General features: G+C 37.4%; 14 protein-coding genes, 2 tRNA genes and 2 pseudogenes. 6 read left to right on the top strand and 12 right to left on the bottom strand.

Features of this window, described 5'->3' with window-relative positions; translation table 11 throughout:
• Positions 1-11: 11 nt before the first annotated feature.
• From J7R05_RS04535 to J7R05_RS04585, 11 genes are all read right to left on the bottom strand, one after another.
• Entirely contained in the window at positions 12-632 is a 621-nt protein-coding gene (locus J7R05_RS04535) for an NADH-quinone oxidoreductase subunit J (protein ID WP_208541369.1), read from the bottom strand.
• A gap of 98 nt (positions 633-730) precedes the next feature.
• Positions 731-1,222, bottom strand: a complete 492-nt coding sequence (gene nuoI, locus J7R05_RS04540; RefSeq protein WP_208541370.1) for an NADH-quinone oxidoreductase subunit NuoI — start codon at positions 1,220-1,222, stop codon at positions 731-733.
• Positions 1,223-1,234: 12 nt separating this feature from the next.
• Positions 1,235-2,281 carry an NADH-quinone oxidoreductase subunit NuoH gene (gene nuoH, locus J7R05_RS04545; protein ID WP_208541371.1) on the bottom strand — a complete coding sequence of 349 codons (1,047 nt, stop codon included), beginning with the start codon at positions 2,279-2,281 and terminating at the stop codon, positions 1,235-1,237.
• Between the two features lie 23 nt (positions 2,282-2,304).
• Complete coding sequence (nuoG, locus tag J7R05_RS04550) at positions 2,305-4,374, bottom strand: NADH-quinone oxidoreductase subunit NuoG (protein ID WP_208541447.1); 2,070 nt, start codon at positions 4,372-4,374, stop codon at positions 2,305-2,307.
• 64 nt (positions 4,375-4,438) lie between these two features.
• A complete protein-coding gene (gene nuoF / locus J7R05_RS04555) occupies positions 4,439-5,746 on the bottom strand; it encodes an NADH-quinone oxidoreductase subunit NuoF (RefSeq protein WP_208541372.1) in 1,308 nt (435 codons plus the stop codon).
• Positions 5,747-5,901: 155 nt separating this feature from the next.
• Positions 5,902-6,555 carry an NADH-quinone oxidoreductase subunit NuoE gene (nuoE, locus tag J7R05_RS04560; RefSeq protein ID WP_208541373.1) on the bottom strand — a complete coding sequence of 218 codons (654 nt, stop codon included), beginning with the start codon at positions 6,553-6,555 and terminating at the stop codon, positions 5,902-5,904.
• Positions 6,555-7,745, bottom strand: a complete 1,191-nt coding sequence (locus J7R05_RS04565; RefSeq protein ID WP_208541374.1) for an NADH-quinone oxidoreductase subunit D — start codon at positions 7,743-7,745, stop codon at positions 6,555-6,557. Before J7R05_RS04565 ends, nuoE begins: the two co-directional genes overlap by 1 nt.
• 182 nt (positions 7,746-7,927) lie before the next feature.
• Positions 7,928-8,536, bottom strand: a complete 609-nt coding sequence (locus J7R05_RS04570; protein WP_208541448.1) for an NADH-quinone oxidoreductase subunit C — start codon at positions 8,534-8,536, stop codon at positions 7,928-7,930.
• Between the two features lie 13 nt (positions 8,537-8,549).
• Complete coding sequence (locus J7R05_RS04575; protein ID WP_208541375.1) at positions 8,550-9,131, bottom strand: NuoB/complex I 20 kDa subunit family protein; 582 nt, start codon at positions 9,129-9,131, stop codon at positions 8,550-8,552.
• Positions 9,122-9,487, bottom strand: a complete 366-nt coding sequence (locus J7R05_RS04580) for an NADH-quinone oxidoreductase subunit A (RefSeq protein WP_078664058.1) — start codon at positions 9,485-9,487, stop codon at positions 9,122-9,124. The genes J7R05_RS04575 and J7R05_RS04580 overlap by 10 nt, the downstream gene beginning before the upstream one ends.
• Before the next feature lie 310 nt (positions 9,488-9,797).
• Positions 9,798-9,874, bottom strand: a tRNA-Asp gene (locus J7R05_RS04585).
• A 194-nt stretch (positions 9,875-10,068) separates the two neighbouring features.
• Here J7R05_RS04585 and J7R05_RS04590 point away from each other — a divergent pair.
• Positions 10,069-10,144 (top strand) — tRNA-Val (locus J7R05_RS04590).
• Positions 10,145-10,349: 205 nt separating this feature from the next.
• Here J7R05_RS04590 and J7R05_RS04595 read toward each other — a convergent pair.
• A complete protein-coding gene (locus tag J7R05_RS04595; protein ID WP_208541376.1) occupies positions 10,350-11,582 on the bottom strand; it encodes an outer membrane protein in 1,233 nt (410 codons plus the stop codon).
• Between the two features lie 575 nt (positions 11,583-12,157).
• On the opposite strand from J7R05_RS04595, the pseudogene J7R05_RS04600 reads away from it, so the two are divergent.
• The 5 genes and pseudogenes from J7R05_RS04600 to parE all read left to right on the top strand — a co-directional run.
• Positions 12,158-12,534 (top strand): annotated as a pseudogene (locus tag J7R05_RS04600) (LemA family protein); the annotation flags it as partial.
• Positions 12,535-12,839: 305 nt separating this feature from the next.
• A pseudogene (locus tag J7R05_RS09630) lies at positions 12,840-13,178 on the top strand (TPM domain-containing protein).
• Between the two features lie 185 nt (positions 13,179-13,363).
• Positions 13,364-13,522 carry a hypothetical protein gene (locus J7R05_RS09635; protein ID WP_425490157.1) on the top strand — a complete coding sequence of 53 codons (159 nt, stop codon included), beginning with the start codon at positions 13,364-13,366 and terminating at the stop codon, positions 13,520-13,522.
• 428 nt (positions 13,523-13,950) lie between these two features.
• Positions 13,951-14,676, top strand: coding sequence for a lipoyl(octanoyl) transferase LipB (gene lipB, locus J7R05_RS04610; RefSeq protein WP_208541449.1), 726 nt, complete (start codon positions 13,951-13,953; stop codon positions 14,674-14,676).
• 95 nt (positions 14,677-14,771) lie between these two features.
• Complete coding sequence (parE, locus tag J7R05_RS04615; protein WP_208541377.1) at positions 14,772-16,850, top strand: DNA topoisomerase IV subunit B; 2,079 nt, start codon at positions 14,772-14,774, stop codon at positions 16,848-16,850.
• The last annotated feature ends 3 nt before the right edge of the window (positions 16,851-16,853 follow it).

Genomic DNA, 16,853 nt, shown 5'->3' on the forward strand with positions numbered 1-16,853 from the left:
TCGTTTCCCCGCTAAATACCCTTACCTGATTCAACTTGTTTGATTTCAATTGCACTTTTTGCTGTTCTAGCAACCTGCACTGCAATTGATTGTCGTTTGACACCAGACTTATAACGGAGCGTTAAAACAATAGCACCAATCATTGCAACTAATAAAATCATTCCAGCAATTTGGAAATAGAAAATATAATCTGTATAAAGAATATCCCCTAGTGCTTGCGTATTGGTTCGCTGTGCTAAATCTGGCATCGGTTGCGTAACATAAGATCTTAAAACAGGAGAAAAGTGGCTGCTAATAAAAACAGAAATCAATTCTACAACAATAACAACACCAATAAAGGCACCGACAGGAATATATCGAAGCACTCCACTTTTCAATTCAGCAAAGTCCACATCAAGCATCATAACCACAAATAAAAACAAAACTGCTACAGCACCAACATAAACGACAAGTAAAATAAGCCCTAAAAATTCAGCCCCCAAAAGCACAAACAAAGCCGTTGCATTAAAAAATGCCAAGATTAAAAACAACACCGAATGCACAGGATTACGTGCAGCAACAACAGTAACTGCACTCACGAGCATGATAAAAGAAAATATATAGAAAAATACCGCTGCCGAACCTGTTAGCATAGGATTTCCTTCGATTTAATAACTACTAATTAGCATAAAATTCATACCCAGCTATAATTTGCCAGATAGAATCATCCGACTACTTGTTGACGATACACCTAACGATAAGGTGCATCCATCAATATATTACGAGCAATTTCTCTCTCCCAACGATCACCATTACTTAAAAGCTTTTCTTTATCATAATAAAGTTCTTCACGCATTTCTGTTGCAAACTCAAAATTTGGCCCCTCTACAATAGCATCAACTGGACAAGCTTCCTGACAAAAACCACAGTAAATACACTTAACCATATCAATATCGTAACGAATAGTTCTACGTGTACCATCATTGCATCGTGGTTCCGCCTCAATTGTAATAGCTTGAGCAGGACAGATTGCCTCACATAATTTACATGCAATACACCGTTCTTCACCATTCGGATAACGACGCAAAGCATGTTCACCACGAAAACGTGGAGAAACAAAACCCTTTTCATAAGGGTAATTGATTGTAGGTTTTGGCGAAAAAAACTGACGCATCGCCAGAAAAAAGGCACTTATAAATTCTAATAAAAGCAGTGATTTTGCCGCTTGAATAAGACCTGACATACACCCCCCCTTTTAAACAAAACTAATACATTTTAAGACTGCAGCAGTTATCACAACCATTGCCAATGAAATAGGAAGGAATACTTTCCAACCAAGCCGCATTAACTGGTCATAACGATAACGCGGTACAAATGCTTTAACCATAGCAAAACCAAAAAATACAAAACAAACCTTCAAAACAAACCAAATGACGCCTGGAACCCAATTAAGCCACCAAACATCCAAAGGAGGCAACCAACCACCTAAAAACAAGATGGTTGTTAATGCACACATTAAAACAATAGCAACATATTCACCAAGAAAAAAAAGCATATAAGGAGTTGAGGAATACTCAACCATGTGACCAGCAACAAGCTCAGATTCTGCTTCAACTAAATCAAAAGGAGGACGATTTGTTTCAGCAAGTGCAGAAATAAAAAATATAACAAACATTGGAAAAAGAACTAACCAATTCCAATCCAGAAAACTATTAAAAGGTAGACCAAGATTCATTCCAAGTCCCCTACTTTGTTCACGAACAATTGTTGCGAGATCTAATGAACCACTTACTAAGATAACAGTTACAAGAACAAATCCAATTGAAACTTCATAAGAAACCATTTGCGCTGCTGAACGAAGAGCTCCCAAGAAAGGATATTTTGAATTTGATGCCCACCCCCCCATGATAACACCATAAACCTCAAGAGATGAAATAGCTAAAATATAAAGCAAACCAACATTAATACTAGCAATTTCCCAATTCTCATTAACAGGCACAACAGCCCAAGTTGATAACGCAAGCATAGCAGAAACAAAAGGAGCCAAAAGAAAAACACCTTTATTGGCACCAGCAGGGATAATAGGTTCTTTAACCGCAAATTTAATTAAATCTGCAAAAGATTGAAACAACCCCCATGGACCAACAACATTCGGTCCCCGCCGCAATTGCACAGCGGCCCAAATTTTTCTATCTGCATAAAGAAGATAAGCAATTAAAACTAAAAGAACAACCAAAAGGAGAAGTGTCTTACCCACTATAATCAGCACTGGTAATAGCCCGGTCATAAAGAAATCATACATAATATTCCTTTTCCCTTCTGTTCTTACTCTACAGATCCAGCAGCATGACTTTTTGCAAGAGCTGAACATTCAGCCATAACTGCAGAAGCACGCGCTATTGGATTTGTTAAATAGAAGTCCTTAATTATAGAAGCGAATGTTTGCTTACTTAGAACAATTAATTGTGAACCGAGTGCTTTGAGATCATTTATACATGCAGGCGCTATATCATCAATTGCGCAAAGATGTGGGAAATCACTGAATAAATTCTGCCTTAATTGAGATAAAGAATCAAAAGGAAGCTTTTTTCCTAAAACATCAGATAAAGCGCGCAAAATTGCCCAATCTTCCTTTGCTTCACCCGGAGCAAAACCGGCTCGATTCGTCATTTGAACACGACCTTCTGTATTAACGTAAAGCCCTGATTTTTCAGTATAAGCTGATGCTGGCAAAATTACATCAGCAGCATGCGCACCATTATCACCATGACTACCAATATAAATTGTAAAAGCCTTTTTATGGGTTAATTCCACTTCATCTGCACCAAGTAAAAATAAAACTTCACAGGTCTTAACAATATTTTCAGTTCCAATCTTAGAAACAAAACCAATATCTAATCCCCCAACAGTCGAGGCAGCATTATGAAGCACACCAAACCCATTCCACTCTTTATTAAGAGCACCAACAACATCAGATAATTTTGCGAGATTTTTTAAAACAGACAACCCCTCTTTACCTGAAACAGCAGCTTCACCAATAAGAATAAGTGGACGTTTAGCTTTTTTCAGAACATCAAAAAACGCATTCTTTCTACTAATGAGCGCATTCAGCGCTTCAGTACCAGCCCCAAGATAAGAATATGGATAACGCAAATCAACTTGTTCTCCAATTAATGCAATTGGAAATTGCCCCATCCGTTGACGTTTTAAAATACGTGCATTTAAAACAGCAGCTTCAGTACGTGGATTAGACCCCACAATGAGCAATGCATCAGCTTGCTCAATACCTACAATAGTTGGATTAAAAATATAACTTGAGCGCCCTAACTCAGGTGACAAAGCCATACCTCTTTGACGACAATCAAATACCTTTGACCCTAGTGAAGTGAGCAATACTTTAAGCGCATACATTTCTTCAACAGATGCTAGATCTCCTGCAATTGCACCAATTTTTTCTGCTGATGTTTTAGATACTGCCGTCTTAATACTCGCAAAAGCTTCTGACCAACTTGCAGGCTGAAGTTTTCCATTTTTACGAACATATGGCCTATCAAGTCGCTGAGTGCGCAGCCCATCCCAAATAAAACGCGTCTTATCAGAAATCCACTCCTCATTTACGTCTTGATTCGTACGTGGTATTATTCGCATAACCTCACGCCCCCGACTGTCAATACGAATGGCACTACCAAGTGCATCCATCACATCAATTGATTCCGTCTTAGTTAATTCCCATGGACGCGCATGAAATGCATAAGGTTTTGAGGTTAAAGCACCTACCGGACAAAGATCAATAACATTCCCCTGTAATTCAGATGTCATTGCTTTTTCAAGATAGGTTGTAATTTCAGCATCTTCACCACGACCAATTAAACCAAGCTCTGAAACACCTGCGACTTCTGTCGTAAAACGAACACAACGGGTACAATGAATACACCGTGTCATAACAGTTTTCACAAGCGGACCGATATATTTATCTTCTACAGCACGCTTGTTTTCCGTATAACGAGAACAATCACGACCATAAAACATTGCTTGATCTTGAAGATCACATTCACCACCTTGATCACATACAGGACAATCTAGCGGATGATTAATAAGGAGAAACTCCATAACACCTTCACGTGCTTTTTTAACCATCTCTGTATTGGTAAATATCTCAGGTATTTCACCATTGGGGCCCAACCGTAAATCGCGAACCCCCATCGCACAAGAAGCTTGAGGTTTTGGAGGAGCACCTTTGACCTCAACCAAGCACATGCGACAATTTCCAGCAATTGACAAACTTTCATGAAAACAAAAACGTGGCACTTCAGCACCAGCAGCTTCAGCGGCTTGAAGCAATGTATAGTAGTCAGGAACTTCAATCTCTTTACCATCAACTTTGATACTTATCATCATTAATCCAGTCCGCAGATAATTTACCTAAACTCACATTTTATTATTCATCAGAATAAAATTTTTACTCTACTACTTCCAAAGCAACATTTCTGCTTTGAACCACGTTTCGCGTATAATTATCAATTCTTTGCTCAATCTCTGAGCGAAAATTGCGTATTAATCCTTGAACAGGCCACGCTGCAGCATCACCAAGCGCACAAATAGTGTGCCCTTCAACCTGTTTAGAAACTTCAAACAAAAGGTCAATCTCACGTTTTTGAGCTCTTCCTTCAACCATGCGCTCTAAAAGACGCATCATCCAACCAGTACCTTCACGACACGGTGTACACTGCCCACAACTTTCATGCTTGAAAAAAGCCGCTATACGCCAAATTGCCTTGATAATATCCGTTGATTTATCCATAACAATCACACCACCTGTGCCAAAAGAGGACCCTACATCACGCATCCCATCAAAATCCATGACTGCGTCTATCATATCTTCACCCCGAACGACTGGACAAGAAGCTCCACCTGGAATAACCGCTAAAAGATTATTCCACCCACCACGAATACCCCCTGTGTGCTTTTCAATTAATTCACGAAAAGAAACACCTAGAGCCTCTTCAAATGTACAAGGGGCATTGACGTGACCAGAAATCATAAACAATTTTGTTCCAACATTGTTTGAACGACCGATTGATGAAAACCATGAAGCACCCCGACGCAAAATTGTTGGAATAACTGCAATGGATTCCACATTATTAACTATTGTCGGACAACCATAAACCCCCATATTAGCAGGAAACGGCGGTTTAAGCCGAGGCTGCCCTTTTTTTCCTTCAAGACTTTCTAAAAGAGCTGTTTCCTCACCACAAATGTACGCTCCAGCACCATGATGAATAATAATATCGCAAACATGCCCACATTTGGTCTTCTTACCAAGCAAACCAGCATCATAACATTCATCAATCGCAGCTTGAAGCGCTTCACGCTCACGAATATATTCACCACGGATATAAATAAAAGCAACATTTGCACCTATTGCAAAAGTAGCAATAACACATCCTTCAATTAAAGTATGAGGATCATGGCGCAAAATGTCACGATCTTTACACGTTCCAGGTTCCGATTCATCTGCATTCACGACTAAATAATGTGGTCGACCATCACTTTGCTTTGGCATAAAAGACCACTTCATACCAGTAGGAAAACCAGCACCACCACGACCACGCAAACCTGACTTTTTTACCTCATCAACAATCCAGTCACGGCCTTTTTCGACAATCGCCTTGGTACCATCCCAATGCCCACGCAGCATAGCGCCTTTTAATGATTTATCCTTTAAACCATAAATATTAGTGAAAATGCGATCTTTATCAGTTAGCATACCCCACCTTTTTCCCTAACATCGAATATGTTCTCAACATTTTCCTAAATCCAATAATTTTTCAGTATTTTTAAAAGATTTGTTACTTCTACTAAAATATTTCCAAATAAACAAACAATAAACACTCTATTAATGAAGCGTTATTTACTCTGTTTTTATTTTTTTCTTGAAAGTTTTGATGATTTCTTCTTCCCCTCATTCTCATCAATTAAAGAAGTTAAACCATTTATAGGTTCCGATGATTTACGACCATTTTGAGGCCCTACAGCTATATCAGAATTTTTTCCCGCCTCAAATGCATCTATAATTTCTTCAAGACGTTCTGCTGTAAGATCTTCATAAGTATCTTTAAAAATCATAACCATTGGAGCATTAACACAAGCACCAAGACACTCCACCTCTTCCCATGACAAAGTTCCATCTTTGTTAGTAATAAAAGGTTCAGAATGAATTTTCTTTTGGCAAACTTTAATTAACTCACCAGAACCACGTAACATACAAGGAGTAGTACCACAAACTTGAATATGCGCTTTTGTTCCAACCGGCTTAAGTTGAAACTGAGTATAGAAAGTAGCAATTTCTAAAACGCGGATATAAGCCATTGAAAGCATTTGAGCAACATACTCGATTGCAGCACGTGTCACCCAACCTTCTTGCTCTTGAGCACGCATTAAGAGGGGAATTACAGCTGACTGCTCACGCCCTATAGGATATTTTGCTATAGTATTTTGCGCCCACACTTGATTTTCTTTTGTAAAAGAAAATTCTAATGGTTGGTGAGCATCATCTGCAAGACGACGTACAGACATTAGCGATCAACCTCCCCAAAAACAATATCAATTGAACCTAAAATAGCTGTTGCATCTGCAAGCATATGACCTCGAGTCAAAAAATCCATAGCTTGAAGATGAGCAAAACCAGGAGCACGCAATTTAACCCGATAAGGCTTATTTGTTCCATCAGAAACAAGATAAACACCAAATTCACCTTTTGGAGCTTCTACAGCAACATAAACTTCACCAGGAGGAGTATGAAACCCTTCCGTGTAAAGTTTAAAATGGTGAATAAGTGCCTCCATTGAATTTTTCATTTCATTACGTTTTGGAGGAACGATTTTATGATCTAAATTTGAAACCGGTCCTTTTCTTTCAGTACTAAGCAAGCGATTCACACATTGGCGCATAATTCTTGCTGACTGACGCATTTCTTCCATACGAATGAGATAACGATCATAACAATCACTATTTTTACCGACAGGAATATCAAATTCCATTTCATTATAACATTCATAAGGTTGGCTTTTACGTAAATCCCACGGCACACCGGCACCGCGAATCATTACCCCAGAAAAACCACGAGCCCAAGCCTCATCACTACTTACCACTCCAATATCTACATTTCGCTGTTTAAAAATTCGATTTGGCGTTATAAGCGCATCAAGCTTACCAAGAGCAATAAGAAATAGATCAATAAAATTACCAATATCTTCAATTAAAGATTCCGGTAAATCTCTATGCACACCACCAGGACGAAAATAATTAGCATGAAGCCGCGCACCACATGCACGTTCATAAAAAATCATCAAACGTTCACGCTGCTCAAACCCCCAAAGTGGTGGTGTTAAAGCACCAACATCCATTGCTTGCGTTGTCACATTAAGTAAATGATTAAGAATACGTCCAATTTCAGAAAACAGAACACGGATTAACTGCCCTCGTTTAGGAACCTCAATACCCAACAATTTTTCAATAGCAAGCACAAAAGCATGCTCTTGATTCATAGGAGCAACATAATCCAAACGATCCAAATAAGGACACGCCTGAAGGTACGTTTTTGTTTCCATCAACTTCTCAGTACCACGGTGCAATAATCCAATATGCGGATCTACACGCTCAATAACTTCACCGTCTAATTCAAGAACCATACGCAAAACACCATGCGCCGCAGGATGTTGAGGACCAAAATTAATATTAAAGTTTCGGACATTGACTTCAGCCACAATCAACTCCTTGCTTTTTCAAAATACGTTCTTAATTGAACGTCAATAAAATTTTGCTTACCATATCGCAAAACACAAGATAACGACCTACTACATGCAAACATTTACATCCTCCCTACTTAAAAAGTATTCAATCATCTAAAAATCTGCCTGTTTCAGTGTTATTCTTGTCAGTTTTAATATCATTTTTCGCCGTTTATCTTTTCATCACCCGGCAAAATATATTCAACACCTTCCCAGGGCGAAAGAAAATCAAAATTACGCATTTCCTGCCGCAAAACAACAGGTTCATAGATTACTCGCTTAACTTCATTGTCATAACGACATTCCACGAACCCCGTTACTGGAAAATCTTTACGTAAAGGATGCCCTTCAAACCCGTAATCAGTCAGAATGCGCCTCAAATCTGGATGACTAGAAAATAAAATACCGTACATATCGTACGTTTCACGCTCATACCACTCTGCCCCGGGATAAACTGAGCACGCAGAGGGAATTGGCACATTTTCATCAGTTCGCACCTTAACACGTAACCGTAAATTATAACGAGGAGACAATAATTGATAAGAGACATCAAAGCGTTTGTCTCGAGAAGGATAATCAACGCCGCTAATATCTGTAATATTAACAAACTGACATCGAGAATCATCACGCACAAACATTAAGACATCAGTAATTGCATCAAGACGTGACACAATCGTCAATTCGCCAAACGCAAGAACACTTTCTTCTAATTTATCCCCTAATTGATTCTTCAAATAGGCAGAAAGCTCATTTAATGATTCAAACATCACTCTAAAGCCTCTATCGCTCTATAGATCCAGTACGACGGATTTTCTTCTGCAACAACAATATACCGTAAAGCAACGCCTCTGCTGTAGGAGGACACCCTGGAACATAAATATCTACCGGTACTATACGATCACATCCACGCACAACTGAATAAGAATAGTGATAATAGCCACCACCATTTGCACACGATCCCATAGAGATCACATAACGCGGCTCAGGCATTTGATCATAAACTTTACGTAAAGCAGGCGCCATTTTATTGGTTAAAGTACCAGCAACCACCATCACATCTGATTGACGAGGTGAAGCGCGCGGTGCATATCCAAAACGCTCATTATCATAATGAGGCATTGAGCACTGCATCATCTCAACAGCACAACAAGCCAAACCAAAACTCATCCACATCAATGAGCCAGTACGCGCCCAAGTTATCAAAGCATCTGCTGAGGTTACTAAAAAACCCTTATCAGACAATTCAGCATTTATATCATGAAAAAATTTATCATGAGAACCTATCAACTCATCAGCACTCAGCCCCGCCACTTCTTTCGATTTCGGAGTTATAACTGTTGGATTATTTAATATTAATCCCATTCAAGAGCCCCCTTTTTCCACTCATATATAAATCCAATCGTCAAAATTGCTAAAAACATCATCATTGACCAAAAACCCAACATACCTATTGAGCCAAATGAAACAGCCCAAGGAAAAAGAAAAGCAATTTCAAGATCAAAAATAATAAACAAAATTGAAACCAAATAAAACCGAATATCAAATTTCATGCGAGCGTCATCAAAAGAATTAAATCCGCATTCATAAGCTGATAATTTTTCCGGATCGGGGGCACGATAAGCCACAATATAAGGCGTAATTAAAAGAGCCCCCGCAATAACTGCTGAAACAATAATAAAAATCAACACTGGTAAGTAAGAACTCAACAAATGAGTCATCATCTTCTTCCGCTTAATAAAGTGCCTGAGGTAACGTAATTATTTGATGTTGTCTAGATAAACACATAAATTATCACAATTTTCCCGCTACTCCCGCTCGTACAGCTTCAAAAGGCATGCCGTGCAATTTTTTCTTATCAATATAGGTACAGCAGTGCGAAAAAAGACGCAAGCCCCTATTCTCAGAAACTATACAAATAAAGGAAAAAAATTGAAATGTTAAAAAGAGTTTTATAGCCAACACTAAATTTAGTACTTTGCGAACGAAATGTGTACACTACAAAAGCAAACTAGGAAAGACACTATAAAATGGCGCGAGTGACGGGGCTCGAACCCGCGACCTCCGGCGTGACAGGCCAGCACTCTAACCAACTGAGCTACACCCGCGCACTTCTTTCGAACCAATTGTTTAGCTGGTGTAAGAGGTTCATTCGTTTCTGTCAAGCATTCTTAATGTGTTTTTTTCAAAAAAAATAAAAATTTAACATCCTTTAAAAAATATCAAATAAAAATATCTTTTATTCTTGCGTTTAAATAAAATTTTCCTTAAAAAGCTCTCATTCAATGACAAATCATTGATTGGGCGATTAGCTCAGCTGGTAGAGCGCCTCGTTTACACCGAGGATGTCGGGAGTTCGAGTCTCTCATTGCCCACCATATATTTTTACCTTCTTATGTTTCTTTTATTCTACAAGTTTAGAAACAAGGTGATAAAGTCAGGATCCTAAATTTCCAGCTTTCCTTTCGTTATTAGATATGACTACAATATACTTCATTCCCTAATCTGAGAAAACACAACAGCGGAAAAAATAAAAGCTCTACCGTAGGTAGAGCTTTTAAAGTGATTAAAGTCCTAAATAAATTAGAATTTATAAGCAACACCAACCCGAAAATCATTGGTCTGGTAATCAAGTTCTAATTTGTCCTTAGCAAATTTCTGTTTACCAAAATCTGAATAGCGATATTCCGCACGTAAAATAACATTGTCAGCCATCGCAAAATCAACACCACCACCAAGAGTATAACCCACCATCATTTTTGTATCCGATAAGCTAGAAGAAGTTATTTCGTGACTTTCCATTTCAATTGATCGTGAAAAGGTATTTTGAAGCTGCGTATAAGCAACACCGCCAGCGATATAAGGCACAATACGATCAAATGCAAAACCTATACGTACTCGTGTAGCACCAGACCATTTTTGTTTTAAAGTACTACTATAAACTTTAGTAGCTCCCACTGTTTCATTTACTTGCTCTGTTTCTCTTATATGCCTTACAGGCAAAGCTGACCTCTCGTATGAATATTCTGAAACTGAAGGTCTGGCTTCTAATCTTTGCTGTTGTGCTGCTCGTTGTTGTGTTGTTTCAGAATTTTGAGCTTGAGTCTGCCCATTCTGTTGAGATGATTGACTACTACTTTGTGTCTGGTGTGTCCGTTTTGTTCTAATATTCCTCTTCTCTCTTGAAGATGAGGCTTCACGCTCTGACTCTGTACTCCTTGCACTAGATACTTGATGTCTTAGAATTTCTGGGTAATTTACAGCTTCCAACCGCGGCGTAGATGCATATTCATATGAACGGCTTTCACTTTCTTCTTCTATCCCCTCTACCTCTTCTATTTCTTCTAGTTCTAGTCCTTCAAATTTTCTTTTAGCAACAACTTTTGTATCCTGTTTATTAGACCAAACTATATCCGTATCAACGCCTAGAATAAGACTACTCCCTAAATCAACATTGGCTCCTGCATAAAGACCTCCCATGAAACCGGAAAGTTGAGGCACTGTATCTTTCTCAACCGGTGTCCATTCTCTCGTACTGGGACCTTTTTTAGCGTATAAACTGATCCCTGTTTTACCTGAAAAGCCACCAATCTGCCCTCCAAGATAAAAACCATTCCAAGAAAAAGTAGGTGCAGAAATAACTGGTGGAATATCAGAATTAGGACTCATTTCAACAGGTGGTGAAATTTGCTTTGATGCTTGAGGAGGTGAAACAACGGGCCTTGATTCTCGAGGTACCATAATATCTGCTGCTTGTGCTACGGAAGCTGTAAATAGAGTGATAATGGATGTACTGATTAAACATTTTGTGTTCATGAGTTACTCCGAAGATAATGTTGAGAACCACATAATGATACATTATCCCCATTACAGAATCTTTTCAAAAAGAGCTATAATAAAAATGACACAATCATCAAAAATAAATTCTACAGAACTTTAAATAATGAGTTTGCTTATAAGTCAGTAACTTGTGAGTAAGGGGAAATTCTATCACAGTTTCCAAAAATGCTAACAACAAAACGATGCTTATACCAAAAACTAAACCATAATTTTTGCCGTAATCTATTGAATTGGATCATTACTTGCTAACAACTTACTCATTCTCAAGAAAGAACCTATAATCAACACTAAACTCTCTATTAATAAAGCAACCCTAAACTTAATATTACGAGTATAGCTTTTTCTATTAGGAAAGTATCAACAAGATTTTTCGATCAAAAATTATGCAATCTATATCATCCTAGTATTTCTACTTTAACTCCCTCTTCTCAAACCTTTTTATACATTAATAAATTTCAAATATGATAGTAACTTTCTAAGCTTTTCAAACAATGTGTTATTCCAAAGCAATATACAAAGATTGTTTTATTTTTTTTCATAAGCCATACTGTGCGGATCTCATCCCTAATTTTGTAAAAATTGTCAAAGCTTATGCATCCCATGAGCAAACTGTTCTTACTGGCGTTATTCAAGTACGTGCAAAAGCAACGCAAATAACCATTAACGCTGATATATTGAATAACCCACAGATTATATAACGATACCTCAATAGCTAAGCTAATTTGTCGAATATATTTTCATTGTTTTATAGTTGTTGCTGAGAACTATCTTGATTAAAAAAACAAATCAAAATTTTCTTGCTCTTCAATCGCAATTAGAAGGAACTAAAAATCGTATTTCTGTTGTTCGCTAATGATTATATCGAAGCAGTACGTGTATATACAATACTGCACTAAAAACAATGCCAACAATGATTTTGGAAAAATTATAGTTTCATGATGCTAAACCTATGCAAACATTTACTATTGATATTCAACAAAAACGAAGGTTAATCTCAATAATGCTATCGTTTCAACGTTTTATTCAACATAATGCTTCTTTATCTTTATGGTCTTTCATAAGCTTTCTATTTTTAGAAGTTACATTGAATAATATTGCTTATTCGCAAACCTAATTTCCCCTTTTAACAGATCATGTTAATGATGTAGCTCATTTGCTCGACACAACACAATGATAAAAAATTTGACAGAAAAGCTGTCTGCACTAGAAAAAACAGGAGATCAAATTGTCATTGTGACTGTTCCTACCCTTTCGGAAATCGATATCGAGACTTATAGCAATTCTCTGTTTTGCACATGGAACTTAGGGGCAAAAGAAATCAATAATGGTGTATTACCAGTTGTTGCACTAAACGAACGTCAAGTGCATATTTGAAGTGAGTTATAATTTAAAAAACTAACAGATGCGATTTCTGCAATCATTATTAATAATTTTATTCTCCCTAATTTTCGTGAAGAAAAATATCAAAAAGGGATCATTGAAGCAGTTAATGCCATTATCGATATTATTACAGAAATTAATTCTGATGTTATATCTAGAATCAAAGTAAAAACTAAAATTATTGAAACATAGCGTACAACAAGCTAAAAAGAAGAAATGATAACAAACGCTATTTTCTTTCTAATCTTTTTATAATGATTGGTTTACCGATTCTTGCAATGATTTTTGTTAAAAAAGGAGGCCCACAAAGATATCGTTGGATGAGTATCGTTTTAAACTTTTGTTTACCAACGTAAATACTAAACGAAAACACTATAATGAGAGATTCGGAAAATATTCAGGTAGTAGTGAGGTTAAAGGTTGTAGAGGTTCATCAGGAAATAGTAGAGCGTCATGGAAATGGTAAGATGCTCATTAACTTTTGTCACAAAATACCTTATATTTCAACTCATGCTCGATCTGCTCAGACAGAATAAAATCTTTTCAAACTATAACTTCAATGTTACGTTGTTTTAAAATGTATTCATTCTTGAAGAATAACGGCAATTAATAATATGATTTTTGTTGAAAGAATTTGTTAAAACTAAGCAACATAATACACTCATCATTTAATTAATTGAGATATTTCCTTGGCTTTATATCAAATTCTATTATGTTCACACTTTAAAAATTTTGTGCTCTTTTACAATTGATGAGATACATTGTTATCTATTGAGAGTTTGCAAATAGTAGCGTTAAAGATTATGTATCCAACACATTTGATGATAAACAAAGTATAGAAAAAATATCAATGTTTTTCATTTTCTATTTTGATTTTAATGAACACCCCCATATCTTGCTACGCAATGTTACTAATAGCAAAAAAATATAACCCTTAATATAAATATTTCTGATGACATCTAAATTGAAACGCACTGATCGTGATTATTTATCGTATGATTTTAAAACAGATTCTCCCGCCTCACCAATTGAATGGAAAATAAGTGATGATTTAGTCGAATATCCTGAAGCGCTCTGTTATATGCAAAAGCGCGTAGAAAATATTTCTGCAAAAACCGCACATGAACAAGTTTGGCTTCTTGAACATCCTCCCCTTTATACGGCTGGCACAAGTGCCAACAAAAAGGATCTTCTAGCACCTAATTTATTTCCTGTTTATGAAGCTGGTCGTGGTGGTGAATTTACATATCATGGCCCAGGACAACGTATTGCTTATGTTATGCTTGATCTGAAACGCCGAAAGCAAGACATACGCGCTTTTATTGGTGCATTAGAACAGTGGATTATTCAGACGCTTGCACAATTTAATATTAAAGGTGAACGTCGTGAAGATAGAATTGGTGTCTGGGTTACACGACCAGATCGTCCGCAAACAATAAAAGACACTTCTTGTGAAGATAAAATCGCTGCTATTGGTATTCGTGTACGTAAATGGGTAAGTTTTCATGGAATTGCTATCAATGTTGATCCTAACTTAGATCACTACTCAGGAATTGTTCCATGTGGAATTGCAGATTATGGTGTAACAAGTTTAATTGATTTAGGTTTACCTATAACAATACATGATGTTGACATTGCTCTAAAACAGGCATTTGAACAAATTTTTGGCCCAACAATTGATGTTTCTTAAGTACGTTGATTTTTAAATGAAAAACGGGCATAAAACTTATTTCGATTAAACGTTTATTTTAAATAACTTAAAATTTAGATAGATAATTGAATGCTATGAGCGATAATAATAAAGATCTTTTTAGTATTTTAAACAAAGCTCAGCTTCGTATGGAAACGAAAGCAAATAGTCAGCAAACTTCAGTAAATTCAAAAGCAATACCTTCAAAGGCGCCTGTATCTGCCTCTAAAGATAATGCAGAAACGAATGACTACAATGCATCATCTATCCGAGTACTTGAAGGGTTGGAGCCTGTGCGTTTGCGACCTGGAATGTATATTGGTGGAACAGATAGCAAAGCGCTTCATCATTTATTTTCTGAAATCATTGATAATGCAATGGATGAAGCTGTTGCTGGTTACGCTGATTTAATTGATGTATTACTAGATAAAGATGGTTATCTAACGGTTACAGATAATGGACGTGGAATTCCTATTGAAAATCATCCTCAAATGCCAGACAAATCTACTCTTGAAGTCATTATGACACAGCTTCACTCAGGAGGAAAATTTGATGGGAAAGCTTATCAAACCTCTGGTGGTTTACATGGAGTTGGTATTTCCGTTGTTAACGCTCTTTCTGATGATATGGAAGTCGAAGTAGCACGAGAACGAAAACTTTACCGTCAGCGTTTCTCACGTGGCATTCCTCAATCTGGGTTAGAAGATTTAGGTGATGTCTACAACCGTCGCGGTACACGAGTTCGTTTTCACCCTGATAGTAAAATTTTTGGTGAAAAAACAGCTTTTGAACCAGAAAAAATTTATAAAATGGCGCGTTCTAAAGCCTATCTTTTTAGTGGAGTTAAAATTCGCTGGAGTTGTGACCCTATAGTACTTGAAGGTATCAATAATGTTCCTGAAAAAGCTACTTTTCATTTTCCAGATGGGCTTAAAGACTATTTATCATCATCATTGAATAGTAAATATTGTATAACAACTGAAATCTTTTCTGGTAAAACGAAACAACGTGCCAATCATGGCTCAGTTGAATGGGCAGTAGCTTGGCATAGTGGTGATGCTGGTGTACAATCCTACTGCAATACTATTCCTACACGAGAAGGTGGAAGCCATGAAATAGGGCTACGGCAAGCTCTTTTACGTGGACTGAAAGCTTACGCTGAATTAATAGGAAACAAACGCGCTGCTATTATTACTTCTGATGATGTTATGGCATCAGCCGTTGCAGTGCTTTCAGTCTTTATTAGAGAGCCTGAATTTGTTGGGCAAACTAAAGATCGATTAGCTACAATTGAAGCACAACGTATCGTTGAAAATGCAATACGTGATCCTTTTGACCATTGGCTTGCTAATTCTCCACAAGAAGCGACAAAGCTTCTTGATTGGGTTATTGAACGAGCAGAAGAACGTGTAAAACGACGCCAAGATAGAGAAATAAATCGAAAAACAGCTGTACGTAAATTACGCCTACCCGGTAAATTAGCAGATTGTAGCCAAAATTCTGCTGCTGGTGCTGAATTATTCATTGTTGAAGGAGATTCGGCTGGTGGTTCTGCTAAACAAGCCCGCAATAGAGCAAACCAAGCAATTTTACCTCTTCGGGGGAAAATTTTAAACGTAGCCAGTGCTGCACGCGAGAAGATGATTACAAGCCAGACAATTAGTGATCTTATCCTCGTGCTTGGATGTGGAACACGTTCTAAATATCGTGAAGATGATCTTAGATATGAGCGTGTTATTATTATGACTGACGCTGATGTTGACGGTGCACACATTGCTTCACTTTTAATAACCTTTTTCTTTCAAGAAATGCCCGACCTCATCCGTGGGGGGCATTTATATCTTGCTGTACCTCCTCTCTACAGAATATCACAAGGGGGAAAAATTGCCTACGCGCGCAATGATGCCCATAAGGATGAGTTATTAAAAACTGAATTTACTGGAAAAGCTAAAATCGAAATTGGACGTTTCAAGGGCTTGGGAGAAATGCGCGCTGAGCAGCTTAAAGAAACAACTATGCATCCCCAAAAACGCACACTTTTGCGCATTTCTGTCGATGCACTTGAAATGCAAAAAACTAAAGATACAGTGGAAAGTTTAATGGGGTCAAAACCAGAAGCACGGTTTCGATTTATACAAGAAAACTCAACTTTTGCTCATAATCTCGATATCTAATCG

The organism is Bartonella capreoli, from assembly GCF_902813205.1.
In the GTDB taxonomy this organism is placed as follows: domain Bacteria; phylum Pseudomonadota; class Alphaproteobacteria; order Rhizobiales; family Rhizobiaceae; genus Bartonella; species Bartonella schoenbuchensis.

Excerpts from the sequence above, each read along its gene's own strand:
- J7R05_RS04535 (WP_208541369.1), bottom strand. The coding sequence starts at position 632 with ATGCTAACAGGTTCGGCAGCGGTATTTTTCTATATATTTTCTTTTATC.
- nuoI (WP_208541370.1), bottom strand. The coding sequence starts at position 1,222 with ATGTCAGGTCTTATTCAAGCGGCAAAATCACTGCTTTTATTAGAATTT.
- nuoH (WP_208541371.1), bottom strand. The coding sequence starts at position 2,281 with ATGTATGATTTCTTTATGACCGGGCTATTACCAGTGCTGATTATAGTG.
- nuoG (WP_208541447.1), bottom strand. The coding sequence starts at position 4,374 with ATGATAAGTATCAAAGTTGATGGTAAAGAGATTGAAGTTCCTGACTAC.
- nuoF (WP_208541372.1), bottom strand. The coding sequence starts at position 5,746 with ATGCTAACTGATAAAGATCGCATTTTCACTAATATTTATGGTTTAAAG.
- nuoE (WP_208541373.1), bottom strand. The coding sequence starts at position 6,555 with ATGTCTGTACGTCGTCTTGCAGATGATGCTCACCAACCATTAGAATTT.
- J7R05_RS04570 (WP_208541448.1), bottom strand. The coding sequence starts at position 8,536 with ATGTTTGAATCATTAAATGAGCTTTCTGCCTATTTGAAGAATCAATTA.
- J7R05_RS04575 (WP_208541375.1), bottom strand. The coding sequence starts at position 9,131 with ATGGGATTAATATTAAATAATCCAACAGTTATAACTCCGAAATCGAAA.
- J7R05_RS04580 (WP_078664058.1), bottom strand. The coding sequence starts at position 9,487 with ATGACTCATTTGTTGAGTTCTTACTTACCAGTGTTGATTTTTATTATT.
- J7R05_RS04595 (WP_208541376.1), bottom strand. The coding sequence starts at position 11,582 with ATGAACACAAAATGTTTAATCAGTACATCCATTATCACTCTATTTACA.
- J7R05_RS09635 (WP_425490157.1), top strand. The coding sequence starts at position 13,364 with ATGAGAGATTCGGAAAATATTCAGGTAGTAGTGAGGTTAAAGGTTGTA.
- parE (WP_208541377.1), top strand. The coding sequence starts at position 14,772 with ATGAGCGATAATAATAAAGATCTTTTTAGTATTTTAAACAAAGCTCAG.